15 protein-coding genes are annotated in these 15,746 nt (G+C 70.8%); 9 read left to right on the top strand and 6 right to left on the bottom strand.

All coding sequences use genetic code 11. The features are described 5' to 3' along the window. Positions 1 to 50: 50 nt before the first annotated feature. From ACFY3D_RS02065 to ACFY3D_RS02040, 6 genes are all read left to right on the top strand, one after another. Positions 51 to 488 (top strand): SRPBCC family protein, encoded by a 438-nt coding sequence (locus ACFY3D_RS02065; RefSeq protein WP_389973702.1) that lies wholly within the window; start codon positions 51 to 53, stop codon positions 486 to 488. Between the two features lie 61 nt (positions 489 to 549). Further along, entirely contained in the window at positions 550 to 1,722 is a 1,173-nt protein-coding gene (locus ACFY3D_RS02060; protein ID WP_389973698.1) for an ArsA family ATPase, read from the top strand. Between the two features lie 316 nt (positions 1,723 to 2,038). Beyond that, on the top strand, positions 2,039 to 2,866 hold the full coding sequence (locus ACFY3D_RS02055) for a hypothetical protein (protein ID WP_389973695.1): 828 nt from the start codon (positions 2,039 to 2,041) through the stop codon (positions 2,864 to 2,866). A gap of 26 nt (positions 2,867 to 2,892) precedes the next feature. After that, positions 2,893 to 3,837, top strand: coding sequence for an ROK family glucokinase (locus ACFY3D_RS02050; protein WP_350947494.1), 945 nt, complete (start codon positions 2,893 to 2,895; stop codon positions 3,835 to 3,837). A gap of 124 nt (positions 3,838 to 3,961) precedes the next feature. After that, positions 3,962 to 4,810 carry an endonuclease/exonuclease/phosphatase family protein gene (locus tag ACFY3D_RS02045; protein ID WP_389973692.1) on the top strand — a complete coding sequence of 283 codons (849 nt, stop codon included), beginning with the start codon at positions 3,962 to 3,964 and terminating at the stop codon, positions 4,808 to 4,810. Between the two features lie 119 nt (positions 4,811 to 4,929). Beyond that, a complete protein-coding gene (locus tag ACFY3D_RS02040; RefSeq protein ID WP_389973689.1) occupies positions 4,930 to 6,072 on the top strand; it encodes a hypothetical protein in 1,143 nt (380 codons plus the stop codon). Between the two features lie 70 nt (positions 6,073 to 6,142). On the opposite strand, the gene ACFY3D_RS02035 is transcribed toward ACFY3D_RS02040, so the two are convergent. Both ACFY3D_RS02035 and ACFY3D_RS02030 read right to left on the bottom strand, forming a co-directional pair. Continuing rightward, entirely contained in the window at positions 6,143 to 6,619 is a 477-nt protein-coding gene (locus ACFY3D_RS02035) for a hypothetical protein (protein WP_389973685.1), read from the bottom strand. Positions 6,620 to 6,685: 66 nt separating this feature from the next. After that, the gene (locus tag ACFY3D_RS02030; protein WP_362502170.1) at positions 6,686 to 7,450 is read right to left on the bottom strand and encodes an alpha/beta fold hydrolase; all 765 of its coding nucleotides are present in this window, start codon (positions 7,448 to 7,450) and stop codon (positions 6,686 to 6,688) included. 149 nt (positions 7,451 to 7,599) lie between these two features. Between ACFY3D_RS02030 and ACFY3D_RS02025 the strand changes: the two genes are divergently transcribed. Then, entirely contained in the window at positions 7,600 to 8,340 is a 741-nt protein-coding gene (locus ACFY3D_RS02025; protein WP_350947499.1) for a lysophospholipid acyltransferase family protein, read from the top strand. A gap of 121 nt (positions 8,341 to 8,461) precedes the next feature. Here ACFY3D_RS02025 and ACFY3D_RS02020 read toward each other — a convergent pair whose 3' ends face one another. Then, entirely contained in the window at positions 8,462 to 9,469 is a 1,008-nt protein-coding gene (locus tag ACFY3D_RS02020; protein ID WP_389973682.1) for a LacI family DNA-binding transcriptional regulator, read from the bottom strand. A 315-nt stretch (positions 9,470 to 9,784) separates the two neighbouring features. Beyond that, on the bottom strand, positions 9,785 to 10,657 hold the full coding sequence (mmuM, locus tag ACFY3D_RS02015; RefSeq protein ID WP_389973679.1) for a homocysteine S-methyltransferase: 873 nt from the start codon (positions 10,655 to 10,657) through the stop codon (positions 9,785 to 9,787). 272 nt (positions 10,658 to 10,929) lie between these two features. On the opposite strand from mmuM, the gene ACFY3D_RS02010 reads away from it, so the two are divergent. Together ACFY3D_RS02010 and ACFY3D_RS02005 are read left to right on the top strand one after the other, a co-directional pair. Beyond that, entirely contained in the window at positions 10,930 to 11,421 is a 492-nt protein-coding gene (locus ACFY3D_RS02010) for a SigE family RNA polymerase sigma factor (protein ID WP_389973676.1), read from the top strand. Further along, a complete protein-coding gene (locus ACFY3D_RS02005; protein ID WP_389973673.1) occupies positions 11,418 to 12,404 on the top strand; it encodes a hypothetical protein in 987 nt (328 codons plus the stop codon). Before ACFY3D_RS02010 ends, ACFY3D_RS02005 begins: the two co-directional genes overlap by 4 nt. 164 nt (positions 12,405 to 12,568) lie before the next feature. On the opposite strand, the gene ACFY3D_RS02000 is transcribed toward ACFY3D_RS02005, so the two are convergent. Together ACFY3D_RS02000 and ACFY3D_RS01995 are read right to left on the bottom strand one after the other, a co-directional pair. Further along, positions 12,569 to 14,944 (bottom strand): VIT domain-containing protein, encoded by a 2,376-nt coding sequence (locus ACFY3D_RS02000; RefSeq protein WP_389973670.1) that lies wholly within the window; start codon positions 14,942 to 14,944, stop codon positions 12,569 to 12,571. Beyond that, positions 14,941 to 15,666 carry a MerR family transcriptional regulator gene (locus ACFY3D_RS01995; RefSeq protein ID WP_389973667.1) on the bottom strand — a complete coding sequence of 242 codons (726 nt, stop codon included), beginning with the start codon at positions 15,664 to 15,666 and terminating at the stop codon, positions 14,941 to 14,943. The genes ACFY3D_RS02000 and ACFY3D_RS01995 overlap by 4 nt, the downstream gene beginning before the upstream one ends. Positions 15,667 to 15,746: the final 80 nt, after the last annotated feature.

Here is a 15,746-nt window from a genome sequence, read left to right as displayed (position 1 = left end):
CCGGCCCCGCCGGGCGTACATCGGCGATCGTGAGGCAGTACGGTTGCCCCATGGCTGATCGCACCACCTCCAGCATCAAGATCGGCGCGGACCGGTCGACCGTCATGACGGTCATCGCCGACTTCCCCTCGTACCCGGAGTGGGCCGGTCAGGTGAAGGCCGCGCGCGTCCTGTCCACGGGGGAGGACGGCCGGCCCGCCACGGTCCGGTTCGTCCTCGACGCGGGTGTGATCAGCGACGAGTACACCCTCCGCTACACCTGGCACGGTGAGGAGGCCGTCGACTGGAGCATCGCCGAGGCCGGAAAGATGGTCTCCGGGCTCACCGGGAGCTATCGTCTTGCCGACGCGGGCAACGGCACCGAGGTGACGTACGAGCTCGCCGTGGATCTCAAGGTCCCGATGATCGGCATGATCAAGCGGAAGGCGGAGAAGGTCATCATCGACACCGCCCTGAAGGGGCTGAAGAAGCGCGTCGAGACCCCATGAGGGTGGGGGAGGCGCGGCACGGCGCGGAGCGCGGCTCCACGTCCTTCCGCCGGGAGGTGGCGTGAGCAGGGTCCTGCTCTTCACCGGCAAGGGCGGCGTCGGCAAGACGACCGCCGCCGCCGCGACGGCCACACTCGCCGCCCGGTCCGGGCTCAAGACCCTGGTGGTCTCCACCGACACCGCCCACTCGCTCGCCGACGCCCTCGGCGTGCGCGCGGGCGGGGAGCCCACGGAGATCGCGCCCGGTCTCTCCCTCTACCAGGTCGACACCCAGAAGGTGCTGGAACGCCAGTGGGGCGAGCTGCGCGACTACGCCAGGGGCGTCTTCGCCGAGCTCGGCCTCGACGAGGTGACCGCCGAGGAGATCACGGTGCTGCCCGGCGCCGAGGAGATCATCGCGCTCCTCGAACTGCGCGAGCAGGCGCGCACCGGCCTGTGGGACGTCATCGTCATCGACTGCGCCCCGACCGCCGAGACACTCCGGCTGCTCGCTCTGCCCGAGGCCCTCGACTGGCACGTGAACCGGCTGCTGCCCGTCGGCAGGCGGCTGCTCGGCGCCCTTTCCCCGCTGGTCCGCCGTCTGGCGCAGGTCAGCATGCCGGAAGACCACGTGATCGGCGCGGGCGAGCGGCTCCACCGGGGCCTGCTGGAGGTTCGCGAACTGCTCACCGGACCCGACGCGAGCGTCCGGCTGGTGCTCACCCCCGAGGCCGTCGTGCTCGCCGAGGCCCGGCGCACGCTGACCTCCCTCAGCCTGTACGGCTACCGGGTGGACGCGGTGGTCGCGAACCGTGTCTTCCCCGCGGAGGGCGCCGACCCGTGGCGGGAGAGATGGGTGCGAGCCCAGGCCCGCCACCTGGCCGAGGTCGAGGAGTCGTTCGCGCCGCTGCCCGTGCACATCGTGCCGTACCTGGAAGCCGAGCCCGTCGGCCTCGACGCCCTCATCGCCGTCGCCGAGGCCATGTACGGCGAGAGCGACCCCTTCGCGCCGCCCTCCGTCGACCCGCCGCTGCGGATCACCGCCGACGGCGAGCTGTTTCTCGCCCTGCCGCTCGCGGACAAGGACGAGGTGGATCTGGCGCGCAAGGGCGACGAGCTGATCGTCAACGCCGGTTCCTACCGCCGTGTCCTGGCCCTGCCCGCCGCACTGGCCCGCAGGCCGGTGCGGGACGCCGCGCTCCGAGACGGGTTTCTCCGGGTACGGTTCGAATCGGGAGGGCCTGATGACCGATAACACGAATGACGCTGAGAAGACCCCGAAGCCGCGTGCGCCGAGGAAGCCGCGGAAGAGTGCCGCCGCGAAACCGCCGCCCGAGGCCGGAGACATCGGGGGCGCCGGGGGCGCCGCGGGCACTGAGAGCACCGGGGGCGTCGAGAGCACCGAGAGCACAGGAAACGTCGAGGCCGCTGGGGGCGCCGGGGCCGCGGGCAAGGCTCAGAGGAGCCGCCGACCGGCGAAGACGACGGCCAGGAAGAGCCGGCCCGTAGAGCCGGTCGAGGAATCCCCGCAGGGAGGACCTGCCGGGTCGTCCGAGCCCGTCGAGCCCGTTGTGCGGGCTGAGCCGGTGGAGGCCGTCGAGCGACAGCAGGACGAGGAAGCGCCCGTGCGGGCCGAGCGCGTCGAGAAGGTCGCGCGCCTGGAGGCGGTCGAGGTGGAGACCGTGGCCGAGGCCGCGCCCTCCGAGCGGCCCCCGGGCTCCGGCCAGGCTCCGGGTTCCGAGCAGGTCTCGCCCGCCGAGCAGGCCGAGCGCGACGCGCGCGCCGAGTGGTTCGAGCGCGCCGACCGGGCCAGGCGTGAGGAGCGGGCGGCCGGATGGACCCCTTGGTCCCGGCCGGGCGACCGCGCCGAGGCCACGAGCCGGGAGAAGGACACCGCCGCCGAAGAACGAGCGCGTGAGGAGCGGGCACGTGAGGAACGTGCGCGCGACGAGCGGGCGCGTGAGGAGCGGCGGGCACGGGAGGAGCGGTCCCAGGGGGGCAAGGACCCGCTGGGCACCGCCGCCGAGGAGGCGTTCAAACTCTTCGACACCCTGCAGCAGAAAGCCACCAGGGAACTGCGCAAGAATCTGATCAAGGGCACGATGACCGGGGTCGGCAGCGCGCTTTCCGGTGGCGGGCGCGGAAGAAGAGAGCGGGACGTGTGGGAGGAGGCGGTCTCGGAGCATGAGGAGTACATCTGCCGGGCCTGCCCCGTCTGCCGCGCGATGGCCGCGCAGCGTGAGTCGGGCGGCGGCGCCGTCACCGACCACCTCATGCAGGCGGGCACCGAGCTGTTCGCCGCCTTCAAGTCGGCCGTCGACGGACTCGGCAAGCCCGCGCCCGCACAGCGGGAGCGCGAGCGAGGAGACACCCCCGTGGAGCACATCGACCTGGGGTGAGCCCAGGGGGAGAGGATGAATGGACAATGGCGCTGACCATCGGTGTGGACATCGGCGGTACGAAGGTCGCGGCGGGAGTCGTCGACGAGGACGGCCTGATCATCGAGCATGCTCTGCGACCCACCCCGGCGGAGAATCCGGACCAGGTGGCCAACACGATCGGTGATGTGATCCTGGAGCTCTCCAAGGACCGGGAGATCGAGGCCGTCGGACTCGGCGCGGCCGGGTTCGTCGACGAGACCAGGTCCATTGTCCGCTTCGCCCCCAACCTCGCCTGGCGTGAGGAGGCGCTGCAGAAGAAGGTCTCCGACATGGTCGGCCTTCCCGTCGTGGTGGAGAACGACGCCAACGCGATGGCGTGGGGCGAGGCGAGGTTCGGCGCGGGACGCGGCGAGACCCACCTGGTGTGCGTGACCGTCGGCACCGGCATCGGCGGAGGCATCGTCTTCGACGGCTCCCTGTACCGGGGGCGCTGGGGCATGGGCGCCGAACTCGGCCACATGCAGGTGGTCCCCGACGGGCGCCTGTGCGGGTGCGGCAACCTCGGCTGCTGGGAGCGGTACGCGAGCGGCAGCGCCCTCGTGATGGAGGCCAAGCTGATCGCCGAGGCCGAACCGGACCGGGCCGTCAAGCTCCTGGAGATCGCCGGAGGAACGCCCGACCAGATCGAGGGCCAGGAGGTCACCGAGGCGGCCAGGCAGGGCGACCCGGCCGCGCTCGCCGCGTTCTCCTCGATGGCCCGCTGGATCGGCCAGGGCCTGGCCGACCTCGCCGCCGTCCTCGACCCGGGCTGCTTCGTCCTCGGCGGCGGCGTCTCGCGCGCCGCGGACCTGTGGATCGACGAGACCCGCGAGTTCTTCAACACCCACCTGAGCGGACGGGGGCACCGCCCGCTGGCCGAGGTCCGCTGCGCCGAACTCGGCCCCTCGGCGGGCCTGGTGGGCGCCGCGGACCTCGCCCGCAGGCGCTGACGGCTTCCTCGCCATCCGTACCGGTCGCCCGCATGCCAATCGGAGCGGGCGACTGGTATGCCCCTGGTATGCCCCGGGGTGCGCGGTTATCCTCGCGGCACGTGTCGCGAATCGAGGTGGCCGGGTGCTCAGGATCGCCAGCTACAACGTGCGCTCCATGAAGGACGACGTCCCGTCGCTGGGACGGGTGGTCGCCGCGCTCCGCGCCGACGTGCTCTGCGTGCAGGAGGCGCCCCGTTTCCTGTTCTGGCGTCGCAGGAGAAGGCGGCTCGCCTCATTCGGCGGGCTCGCCGTGGCCGCGGGCCGCCGCAGGGGCGGGGTCGCGGTGCTGACCGGCCCCGGGGTGCGGCTGCTGCACGGGGAGGGCCGTCTCCTGGAGTCCTTCTTTCCCCTGGAGCGGCGCGCCATCGCGATCGCCGTGGTGGAGTCGGGGGGACGGCGGGTCGCCGTCGGCTCCGTCCATCTGGATCTCGACGAGACCGCCCGGCGCCGCCACGCGGACGAGGCGGTGAGGTTGCTCAGGGCGGTGGCCGACCGGTTCGACGCGCTGCCGGTGCTGGCGGGAGACATCAACGAGCAGTCCGGTCAGCCGAGCTGGCGTTACCTCACCGAGCGGCTCACCGACTGCTACCCGGTCTCGCCGAGCGGCGACGGATTCACCTTTCCCGCCAAAGGCCCGCACAAGCGGATCGACGCGATCTTCGCGGTGGAGGGCCTCTCGGTGGTCTCCTGCGGCGGGGCCGACGCGGACCCCGCCGACCTGGTGGCCGCCACCGACCACCTGCCGGTGATCGCCGAGCTTGACCACTCGCGCCCCGAGACCGGCCGACCGGATCCGGCCACGGGTACCGGCTCCGGTACGGGTCCGGTGAGGTCACCCGATGTGGGCGGGCCGCGGGGCGCCACGCGGGGCGACCCCGATACGGGCCTTTCCGGGGAGCCGGACGCGGGTCCTATGAGGGAGCCCGGATGACGAGCGGTTCCGTGCCAGGGAAAATTTCCGTGACGGGGAAAGGACGTCTTTCCAGATAGCGCCCGTCAAGTGAGAAGACCGGCACGCGGGGAGTGGATGAGCCCCGTACCATTTGAAACATGACCCGTCGCCTTCCGCGGCGTGCGCTGGTTCTCTGCGCGGGAGGCCTGCTCCTGCTGTCCTCGCAAGCGTTCCCAGCCCATGCCGACCCTGTCAGCCCGCCCGCGATCGAGGCGTGGCAGGCTCCGGTGAGCGCGGGCCTGAGCAGTGACGGGTCGCTGTCCGACGTGGTGGGGGTCTCGGCCACGAGCGTGTGGGCGGTCGGCCAGCAGAGTGTCTGGGACGTCTGGCAGAGCCGGGGCGCGATCACCCACTGGGACGGCTCCTCGTGGAGCGAGGTCGGCATCCGCAACGACCCGACCGGCGCCGGGCCGCTGCGCTCGGTCGCGGCGGCCTCGCCGACCGAGCTGTGGGCCGTCGGCGAGGGGCACGACGGCCTCCCCTACCTGGCGAGGGGAGACGGGGCGTCCTTCGACAGGGTCATCGTCGACAAGCTGCACGCCGGCGACTGGCTGGGCGGGGTGGCGGCCGTGCCGGGCCGGGTGGTCGCCGTCGGGCGGCGCGACAAGGTGCCCATGGTCGTGACCGGCACCGGCTCGAAGTGGAAGCTCACCCAGCTTCCCGACAAGGGCGCGCTGTACGGGGTGGCGCTGTCGGGCAAGAGCGACGGGTGGGCGGTGGGCGACACCGGCGGCAAGCCGTTGATCATGAAGCAGTCCGGCGGGCGCTGGAAGACCTACAAGATCCCCCGGATTCCGGGCGGCTACCTGCGTGACGTCCACCTCGACGGCCCCAAGCGGGCCCTCGCCGTCGGCGGCGTCTACCGGGAGAACGGGGGGATCGTCCCGCTCGCCCTGTCGTGGAACGGCAAGAAGTGGTCTCGGGTCTCCCTCCCCGAGGGAGACGTCCGGCTGTACGGGGTGACGGGCGACCGCAAGGGCCGCTACTGGATCTCCGGGGTCGATCTGGATCGACCGGGGGAGGCCTTCCTGCTCCGGTACGACGGGCGCAAGGTCAAGACGCTGCGCGGCCCTGAGACCGCCGCTCCCCGGACGGTGCGGCTCCAGTCGGTGGCCTACCTGCCGGGCACCGACACCGTGTGGACCGTCGGCCACGTGGTCGACGCCTCCGGCAAGTACACCGACGTGATCGAGCGCTTCGGCAACTCGGCGCGTGCCGGCTCGGCGCGCACCAAGCAGTAGCGGACTCGGGGCGCACCGACTCAGGGCGCCAAGCGATGGCGGACTCGGGGCGCACCGAGCAGCAGGCCGCTCAGATGACCGCGCCGTCGTCCCAGCCGGAGTCGTTGGGCGGGCCGTCACCCATGCGGACCACCAGCGCCACGAAGCCGCCGATGAACGCCGCGACCGCGGTGAAGAGCATCCATCCCTGCAGGTTCCAGCCGAGCGCGGCGCTGATCAGCAGGTAGGCGGGGCCGCCGAACAGCGCGAGCCATGCGATCTTGGTGGTGGCGTCGGTCTTGGGCAGCGGGGGCGGGGGCGGAGGCACGTAGTGCCCCTCCTCGTCCTCGCCGCCGGACTGCTCCGTGCCGGTTTCGGCCTCGTCGGCGGGATCGTCCTCACGCAGGAGGTCTTCCTCGTCCGATTGCTTGATCACCCGTCGCGGAGGCTCGGCCGGGAGGTTCTCGCTGTCCGGCCACGGCTGATCTGCCGAGTCGCGCTCGGCGGTGTCGTTGAAGGACGCGACGATCTGACGCCAGACCTCGTCCTCATCGCTTTGAGGTGTCACCTAGTTGGGCTCGTTGCTCATCGGTCGATCACTTTCTCCCGAAGACCGCGCATCCCCCGCTCGCGATCAGTCTCTCTGCAAGGGTACAGACGCGTTCGAGGTGATGAACTCCAGGCTCCCCGCGAAGATCCGTTCAGCGTCGTTGTCAAGCGTCGCGACATGGTAGCTGTCGGCGAGCTCCACCACATTCAGATTCCCCTTGGTCAGCCTCTCCCGCAGAATACGCACACTCATCGGTTTCACAACATGATCCTGCGGACTATGGAAAACCAGGACGGGTTGGGTGATCTTACCCAGCTCCGATCGGGTCAGCGACCACAGCCGCAGGAGGGTGGCCGCGGCCTTGACCGGTGTACGCGTGTAGCCGAGCTCGGCCGCCCCCTCCTTCTTGATGTCCCCGGCCACGCCCGGCACCGACGCGACCACGAACTTGAGCAGGGGAGCCAGTCTGAGCAGTGGCACGTCGTTGACGATCGACGGGTTGACGACCACCACTCCCTTGATTCCGTCGCCGTGCACCTCGGCGAGCCGCAGCGCCATGCACCCGCCCAGTGAAAGGCCCATCACGAAGACCTCGGCACAGCTGCCGCGCAGGTCCGCCAGGGCCTTGTCCAGCTCGGCGTACCAGTCCTCCCAGCCGGTGCGGGCCATCTCCCGCCAGGTGGTGCCGTGGCCGGGCAGCCTCGGCAGCGCCACCGTCAGGCCCGCCGCCGCAAGGTATTCGCCCCAGGGACGCAACGACTGCGGCGATCCGGTGAATCCGTGGCAGAGCAGGACGCCGATCTGTCCTCCCGCATGGTGGTACGCCTCCGCACCGGGCATGACTGGCATCGCGGCTCCTAGTAAGGTTCGCCTGATCGTCGCACGACTGGGACATGTTTTGCGAGAGGTCGATTTGGGTGGTTCGGTGGGGTAGGTGGCCGGGATCTGAAGTGGGAGGATAACTCCAGATTCTCGGCTGTCAATCGAAGGAGCATCGAGTGTTCTACTGGGTGGTGAAGGCCATCCTCTCGCCCTTACTTCATCTGATTTTCCGCCCCTGGGTGGAGGGTGTGGGGAACGTGCCGAAGCAAGGGCCGGTGATCCTCGCCGGAAACCACCTGTCGTTCGCCGACCACTTCTTCGGGGCGCTGTTCCTGCGGCGCAAGGTGATCTCTCTCGGCAAGTCCGACTATTTCACCGGGCGAGGTCTCAAGGGGCGGTTGAGCAAGGCCTTCTTCAGCGGCGTCGGCACCGTGCCCATCGACCGCTCCGGCGGCAAGGCGAGCGAGGCGGCGTTGCGCACCGGCAAGCGCATCCTCGGCGAGGGGAACGTGCTCGCCATCTATCCCGAGGGTACGCGTTCCCATGACGGCCGCCTCTACAAGGGCAAGACCGGTGTGGCCCGCCTCGCGCTGGAGGCGCGGGTGCCGGTCGTCCCGTGGGCGATGGTCAACACCTTCGAGATGATGCCCCCGGGCAGCGTCCTTCCCAAGCTGGGCATCCGCCCGGGGGTGAAGTTCGGCAAGCCGCTCGACTTCAGCCGCTACTACGGGATGGAGGAGGACCGCCTCGTCCTGCGCGCCGTCACCGACGAGATCATGTACGCGCTGATGGAGCTCTCCGGCCAGGAGTACGTCGACAAATACGCCGCGAGTGCCAAGGTCGAGGCCGCCCGCGCCGCCAAGGAGGCGAAGGAGGCCGCCAGGCAGGCCGCGAAGGAGGCGCGCAAGCGCTCCTGACCGGGCCGGCGGCGTCACCGGTGCGGCGGGATCAAAGGGCGGTGAAGCCGATCCGAGGGCTGGGCGGAGTGACCGGCGAATCAGGATCAAAAGGGTGAGGCAGGGTGACCGGTGAGGCGAGTCAGCGGGTCGACTCGCGGATCACCAGCTCGGGTTGGAACATGATCTGCTGATGGGCGTGCGAGCCGGGGTTGTCGCACTCGTCCAGCAGCAGCTCGGTGGCGACCCGGCCCAGCCGGTGGGTCGGCTGCCGGATGGAGCTGAGCGAGACCGTCGACGCCGAGGCGAAGTCGATGTCGTCGTAACCGATGAGGGAGACGTCCTGGGGGACCCGTACGCCCGCCTGGAGCAGCCCGCGCAACATGCCCAGGGCGAGCAGGTCGTTCGCGCAGAACACGGCGTCGGGCAGCCGCCCCTCGGAGATCAGCTTCTCCGCCGCCTGCTGCCCCGCCCTGGTGTTCATCGCACTCATCGTGATCTCCTGCAGTGCCTCCCCGGGGTCGCGGCCGGCGGCGGTCAGCGCCCGCTCCGCGCCGATCAGGCGGTCGGCGCCTTGGCGGACGGTGTGCGGGCCGCTGACGTAGGCGATCCGCTCGGCTCCGGTGGAGAGCAGGTGGGAGACCGCGAGCGAGCCGCCGGCGATGTCGTTGACCGCGACCGAGCACTGGTCGGCGTGTTCGGCGGGGTGGCTCACCAGGACCACGCTGATGCCACGCTTCTTGAGCTGGTCGATTTTGGTCAAATTCGCCCCGGCGGGCGTGATGAGCACCCCGCGGACCCGCTGTTCGGCGAAGACCAGGAGGTTGCGCTCCTCCTTGAGGAACTCGCCCGAGGAGTTGCCCAGGATCACCGCGTACCCGCGCTCGCTGGCCACATCCTCGACCCCCGCCGCCACGTCGGTGAAGAAGGGGTTGCCGATGTCGATGACCGACAGGCCGAGGGTGCGGCTGTGCCCGGCGCGCAGGCTGGAGGCGGAACCGTGCCGGACGAAGCCCAGGTCGCGGATGGCCTCCTCGACCCGGGCGCGGGTGGACTCGGCGACCTTGTCCGGCCAGTTGAGCACGTTGGATACCGTTCCTGGGGAGACCCCGGCGCGTGTCGCGACTTCCTTAATGCTCACCGAGCTCATGTGCACTGATTAAAACGTAACAACCTTCGGTTCGCTAGTGAGTTCAGGTACTTTCGTCCCACTTGACTGGTTTCGTCCCTCGGTCCGACGTGGTGATGTTGACGGTTCCCATGGGTGGCACGCGACTTTTTCGCCGTCGTTGAAACGTTTTCAAGAAGCGCTCGGATCTTGCGCGACGGTCTTCCCGGCGTCCGGGGGAGGAGCGAGCGGAGAGGATCGTCCGGCCTGTTCCCGCTCTCGCCGACAGGCCGGACCCCCTTCAGGCGGGGGATCCGGCGTTCGCGGGTGTGGAAGGCGCGGTGGCCGCTCAGGACCTCACGGGGTGTCCGCCCCCGTGAGGTGGGCGCGGATCTGGCGGATGTGCTCCGGGGTGGTGCGGCAGCAGCCGCCGACGAAGGCCGAGCCGGCGGCGGTCCACTCGGCCGCGGCCTCCCCGAACTCCACCGGGTCGGCCAGCCCGAGCCAGCGCCGGTTGGCGGAGTCCCAGACCTCGCCCGAGTTGGGGTAGACCATGGTGGGCTTGCCCTTGATCTGCGAGATCAGGCTGGGCACGTGGCGCGGTGCCGTGCAGTTGACGCCGATCGCGATCACCTGGGGGTTGCCGGCGAACAGACCGGCCGCCATCTTGAGCGGGGTGCCGTCGTTGATGTGCTCGCCGTCGCGGCAGGAGAAGCTCACCCACGCCCGCATCCCCGGCGTCTCGGCGAGCAGCCGCCTCAGCGCCCTCGCCTCGGTGTAGGACGGGATGGTCTCGCAGGCCATCAGGTCGGCCTCGCTGTCGGCCAGGATGTGCCAGCGGTCGCGGTGCCAGTCGGTGAGGCCGTCCTCGTCGAGGTCGTAGGCGCCGGTGTACTCGGCGCCGTTGGCCAGATAGGCGCCGTACGGGCCGACGCTCGCGGCCACCGTGCCCGAACCGTGGGCGTCCCTGGCCTGGGCGGCCAGGTGCACGGAGAGCAGGATGAGGTCCTCGGCCTCGGCGGCGCTCAGCCCTCGCTTCACGAACGCGGGGATGCTCGCCTGATAACTCGCCGTTATCGCCACCTCGGCGCCGGCGGTGAAGTAGTCGAGATGCGCCTGCCGGATCACGGAGGGGTTCTCCAGCAGGAGTTTCGCCGACCAGAGGTCGTCTCGCAGGTCCGCGCCCAGCTCCTCCAAATGGGTGGCCAGGCCGCCGTCCAGAATCACCATCCCGCTACTTTATGTGGCACGGCCGAGGTTGGAACCCCGCTCTTCCTGACCTTGGTTCCGCTCTGTCCCATATCGGCCTCGTGGCGTCTTCACCGCGTACGGTGATCCACGCCCGCACGAGCGCCGGATTCGCAGGGGGCGCCGTTGACCGCGAGGGGCTGGTGCCTCGCTCACGCGAAGCGAAGGAAACGGCCACGCGTCACCTCCCGCTGTCGTCCGAATCGGCCCGCCGCCCGGTAGATGTCTGTAAGGCCTCAGGACGGAGATCGTGAATGGACGACGGGTTCGACGGTTACGTGGCGACACGCTACGAGCGGCTCCGACATACGGCGTATCTGCTCACGGGGAACAGGGCGACCGCCGAGGATCTCGTGCAGACGGCGCTCGCCAAGGCATGGGTGGCGTGGCGGCGGATCGAGGGCGATCCCGATCCGTACGTGCATCGGATCATCGTCAACACCCACGCCTCGTGGTGGCGCAGGAAGTGGCGCGACGAGGTGCCCGCCGAGCACCTTCCCGAGCACGCCGATCCGAGGGACTTCACCACCGAGGTCGGTAGCCGCCAGGTGCTCTGGGAGGCGATCGGCGGCCTGTCGAGGCGGCAGCGCGCGGTCATCGTCCTGCACTACTTCGAGGAGCTCACCCTCGCACAGTGCGCAGACGTGCTCGGCTGCTCCCTCGGCACGGTGAAGACCCAGCTCGGCCGGGCGTTGAAACGCCTTCGCGTCCATTCGGAGATCCAGACCACGGGGGCGAATCGATGACCCACACCGAGGACGAGTTGCGCGCGGTGCTGGCCGGGAACGTCTTGGAGGGTCCCCCCGACATGCGGGAGATCGTGCGGCGTGGCCGTCGCATCAGGCGGCGCAGGGCCGTGACGGGCGTGGTGGGCGTGGCGCTCGCGGGGGCCGCCATAGCCGTCGCGGCCTTCCAGGCTCAGGGATTCCGGGAGGGCACCGAATCGGTGGAGAAGGAGCCGCCGACGGCGGCGAGGATCTCACCGCCAGCCGAACTGCCCTCGCAGGACGTCCTGGACGCCCCCTTGATCGCGTCATACGGTTCCGCGACCGTGCCCGGCGGCACGACGCTCACGTTCCGGCCGTTGAGCGACTACACCTCCTACCGGGTCGTGTGCGCTGATCCGAAGGCGGTGGTGGTGATCCGGGCGAGCGACGGAAGCAGCTCGGTCGGTACCTGTGGAGAGGAGGGCAGACATCAGTACCACTATGAGAGGCCGCTGACCTCCGGCTGGTCGGAGCGACCCCAGCGCCTCAAGGTCTGGGTCCTGCCCGGTGACGCGCCGATCGATCCTCCCGCTCCTCCCTCGCCGTCGAAGGATGACTGCAAGGTGGTCAAGAAGGAGCTGGGCATGTGTGACGGCAGGTACAAGATGACGTGGTTGACGGATCCAGGGGTCATCGAACGGGTGATCGCCGAGTTCGAGCGGCGACCGGGGCGGTGGGCGGTCGGGGTCTACGATCGGATGGGCAGGCCCGCACCGTCGAGGACGGCCCCGATGCCGACGAGGACCGTCACCGTCGGACCGGACGATCGAGCCGGTACGGCGACACCGCCGGGGCCGATGCCGACGAGGACCGTCACCGTCGGACCGGACGATCGAGCCGGTACGGCGACACCGCCGGGGCCGATGCCGACGAGGACCGTCACCGTCGGACCGGACGACCGAGTCGGTACGACGACACCATCGGGGCCGATGCCCACGAGGACCGTCACCGTCGAACCGTGAGCGGGACCGTGCGGAGAGTGGGACCGTCCGCCGGTGGATCCGGGAGACCTGCCAGGAACGCACTCTTCTCGGGTGCTCGTGCCGGGGGTGGTCCGGTGACCGTTCGAACGGTCACCGGACCGAGCCGGTCCCGCCGGGGCGCCCCGATCCGGTGACCGGAGAGGTCAGCGCTTCCAGAACGGACGTCGCCCGGTTGAACCCGTCAGGGACTCCAGGACCTCCACGGCCCTCCGCCACAGGACGTCCACGTCCCCACCGGCCTGCAGCTCGCTCGCCAGGGCGGCGAGTTCGGCGTGGCCGCCGAGGTAGACGACGAGGGCCGCGAGGCGGCTGCCCAGGTCCTCCAGCAGGAGCAGCCGCTCGGCGGCGGGCAGGGAGGCCGCGGCGCGCAGCCGCTTCAGCTCCTCGGCGAGTTGCTCCTTCGGCGGGTCCTGGGGGGCGCCCTGGGACCTGCCGCGCTTCGGGGCGGCCCCCGTCGGTGCGGGGCGCAGCATCCTGGCGCGGTCGTCGAAGCCTCCGGCCGCCGCCTCGTGCGGCATGCCGCCGACGGCGGGGCTCGCCGCGAACCTCGGCATGGAGCCGGGGCGGGCCATCCCGGGCGGTCCCGTGGGCGCGGGCGGCGGCGGGGCCGCCGCGTTCTCGAAGGCCATCGAGGTCATCATCATCGGAGCGGCGGCGATCGGGTTCTCCCAGCCGCTGGGCGGCTCCACCGGCTGGATCACCCGGTGTCCGGGACCGCCCTCGGCGACCACCTGCGTGTCGACCGCGACGAAGGCGGTGAACCTGCAGAGCACCCCGTACCTGAGCGAGGTCTCGACGATCTCGGCCTCCAGCGACCGGTCACCGGCCGCGTAGCGGTCCTCCAGGGCACGCAGCCGCGCCCGCGCCCAGATCGCCCGTACGGCCGGATTGTCCACCACGGAGGCGGTGACCCTCCGCTCCCACGGCGAGCCATCGGCGCCCACGCCCCGTACGGTGATCGCCCCTTCGGCGGGGCCACGGTAGCGGCCGAGCACGGTGAGCGGGACGCCCGAGTAGATCGAGCCGATGTGGCTGATCGTCTCGGTGATCAGGTCGAGCCCGTCGGCCTCGATGGACAGGTCGGTGACGAGCGGGGCGCCGATCCGGCGGTGGATGTGCTCCATCGCCTCGTCCAGCCGGTCCTCGGACTCGACCAGCTCGCACCTACCCCCGCCCACCCCGGCCAGCCGGCCCAGGAAACCGGCGTTGACCGCCCTGTCGATGCCGACCGTGTGCACCCGCACCCCGGCCAGCGCGGCGCCGGTCCGCGCCAGGATCTGGTCCTCGTTGCCGACCTGTCCGTCGGTGACGAGCACCAGCACCCGCTCTCTGGCGGAGTCGGCGAGCAGCGCGGCGGCCCGCTCCAGCGGGGACAGCATCTCGGTGCCGCCGCGCGCCTCCAGCCTGGCCAGGTGCTCCACGGCCCGGTAGCGGTTGCGGTCGGACGCCTCCGACAGCCCTTCGCCGAGACCCTCCGGGTATTCCACGACGCTGTCGAAGGAGAGCACCGCGAACCGGTCGCCCGAGGTGAGCGTGTCGACGATGCGCGCGGCCGCGCGCCGGGCCGCCACCATCTTCCAGCCGGTCATGCTGCCCGAGCGGTCGAGGACGAGCACCACGTCCTTGGGCCTGGCCCCCGCGGGCGCCGGTTCGGGGACGACGGTCAGCGTGAACGTGCCTTCATCGTTCTCCGGGCCGTTCTCCTCGTCGTTTTCCTCGGGGGCGAGCGCGAGGGAGGTGGAGGCGCCGGTGGCCAGGCGCAGGATGAAGTCGCGGTCCAGCCGCTCACCCGGCTGGAGGCGGATCACACCGCCCTCTTCCTGGACCACGTGCAGGCTGGAGCGGACCTCGCGCAGCTCCAGGCCTGCGGGGTCGACGGAGACGGCGAGCGAGAGGCGGACCGGGTTGGGGAAGCCGGGCAGCAGCACCGGCGGGGTGATCCGGGAGGCGTCGGGGACCGCGTCGGTGTCCGGTGCCCACCCGTCGCCCGCCCGCTCGCCGTCCAGCGGGGTGCCCGGGATGTAGCGGGGGGCGACGACCAGCGGGAAGCGGAAGGTGGCCGCGCCGTCCTCGTACGGGAGCGGTTGGTTCAGTGTGAGGTGAACGGTGACCCGTTCGCCCGGCACGATGTTGCCGACCCGCATGGTGAAGACGTCCGGCCGGTCCTCCTCGGCGATCGCGGCCCGCTTGCCCTGGGAGATCGCCTGGTCGTAGTCGGCCCTGGCCTGGCCGCGCTCCTTGAGCACGCCCTCGATGACCCGGCCGTCGGCCTCCATCCTGAAGGCGGTGACGGCGGCCCGGTCGGGCAGCGGGAAGACGTACGTCGCCTCAAGCGCCACGTCGTGCGGGTTGCGGAAGCCCTGGACCACCTCGACCCCGGCGCTCAGGCCGGACACGGCGGCGGTCACGTCCACGCTCTCCAGCGGCAGGTTGCCGAGCTCGGTGGCGAGCGCCCCCAGCCCGGTGTCGGGGACGGGGTGGCACTCCTCCGGCGGCAGTGTTGTGATCGAGGTAATCATGAGCGAGTTCCTTCCGGAGGTGTGAGGCCGCGTTCGCGGAGGAGTGACAGGAGCCCTTCCGAGGCGGCGGCGATCTCGGCGAGGTCATCGGGGGTGGGGGCTTCCGCACCCGCGTCGAGCAGGAGCGTCACGCCGTTCGCGAGCCGTACGCCGTGGACGGCCACCGCCTTCGGGACGGGTGGCGAGGACGGCGCGAGCCGGGTCCCGGTCGCGGGGGCGAGGGGCGGTGGCGGCTGTGCGGCGTGTGCGGCGGCCGGTCGGGGCGGCGGTGCGGGCACCTCCGGTTTCACCGGTTTCACCGGCTTGGCCGGCTCCGGTGACTTCGGTGGCTCGGGGGAGGGCGGTCCGGCCCAGAAGCGCGGGCGTGCCGGTTGGGGGGAGCCGGTCCCTGCCGGAGGGGGCAGGGGTTGCGGCGGGTGGTCGGGGAGGCGGGCGATCGACTCCAGGGTCTGGTCGGTGGCTCCGGCCAGCTCGGCCTGGATCTCGGCGATGGTGCGGCCGTCGGACTGGCGTCGCTTCACGGCGACGATCTGGAGCAGGTGGCGCCTGCCGTACATGGCGACGCGACCTCGGCGGGCCGACGGGGGGTCGAGGAGGCCGATCGTCGAATACCAGCGGATGAGGCGCTCGTTGGGCATGTCCCTCACCCGCCCGTTGAGCTGGGCGGTGGGGGCCAGCGCCGCGGATGCCCGCTCAGCCAGTTCACCGATGGTCCATTCCATGCCTTGATAGTGACACTGTAATCGTGACAGTGTCAACATTTCGATCGGCATAGGGGGCGGGTAGGTGGGTACGGACATTT

The organism is Streptosporangium sp. NPDC000509 (genome assembly GCF_042898365.1).
Classification (GTDB): Bacteria; Actinomycetota; Actinomycetes; order Streptosporangiales; family Streptosporangiaceae; genus Streptosporangium.
Note: the sequence above shows the minus strand (reverse complement) of the source record. Positions and strands in the feature narration are given on the sequence as shown.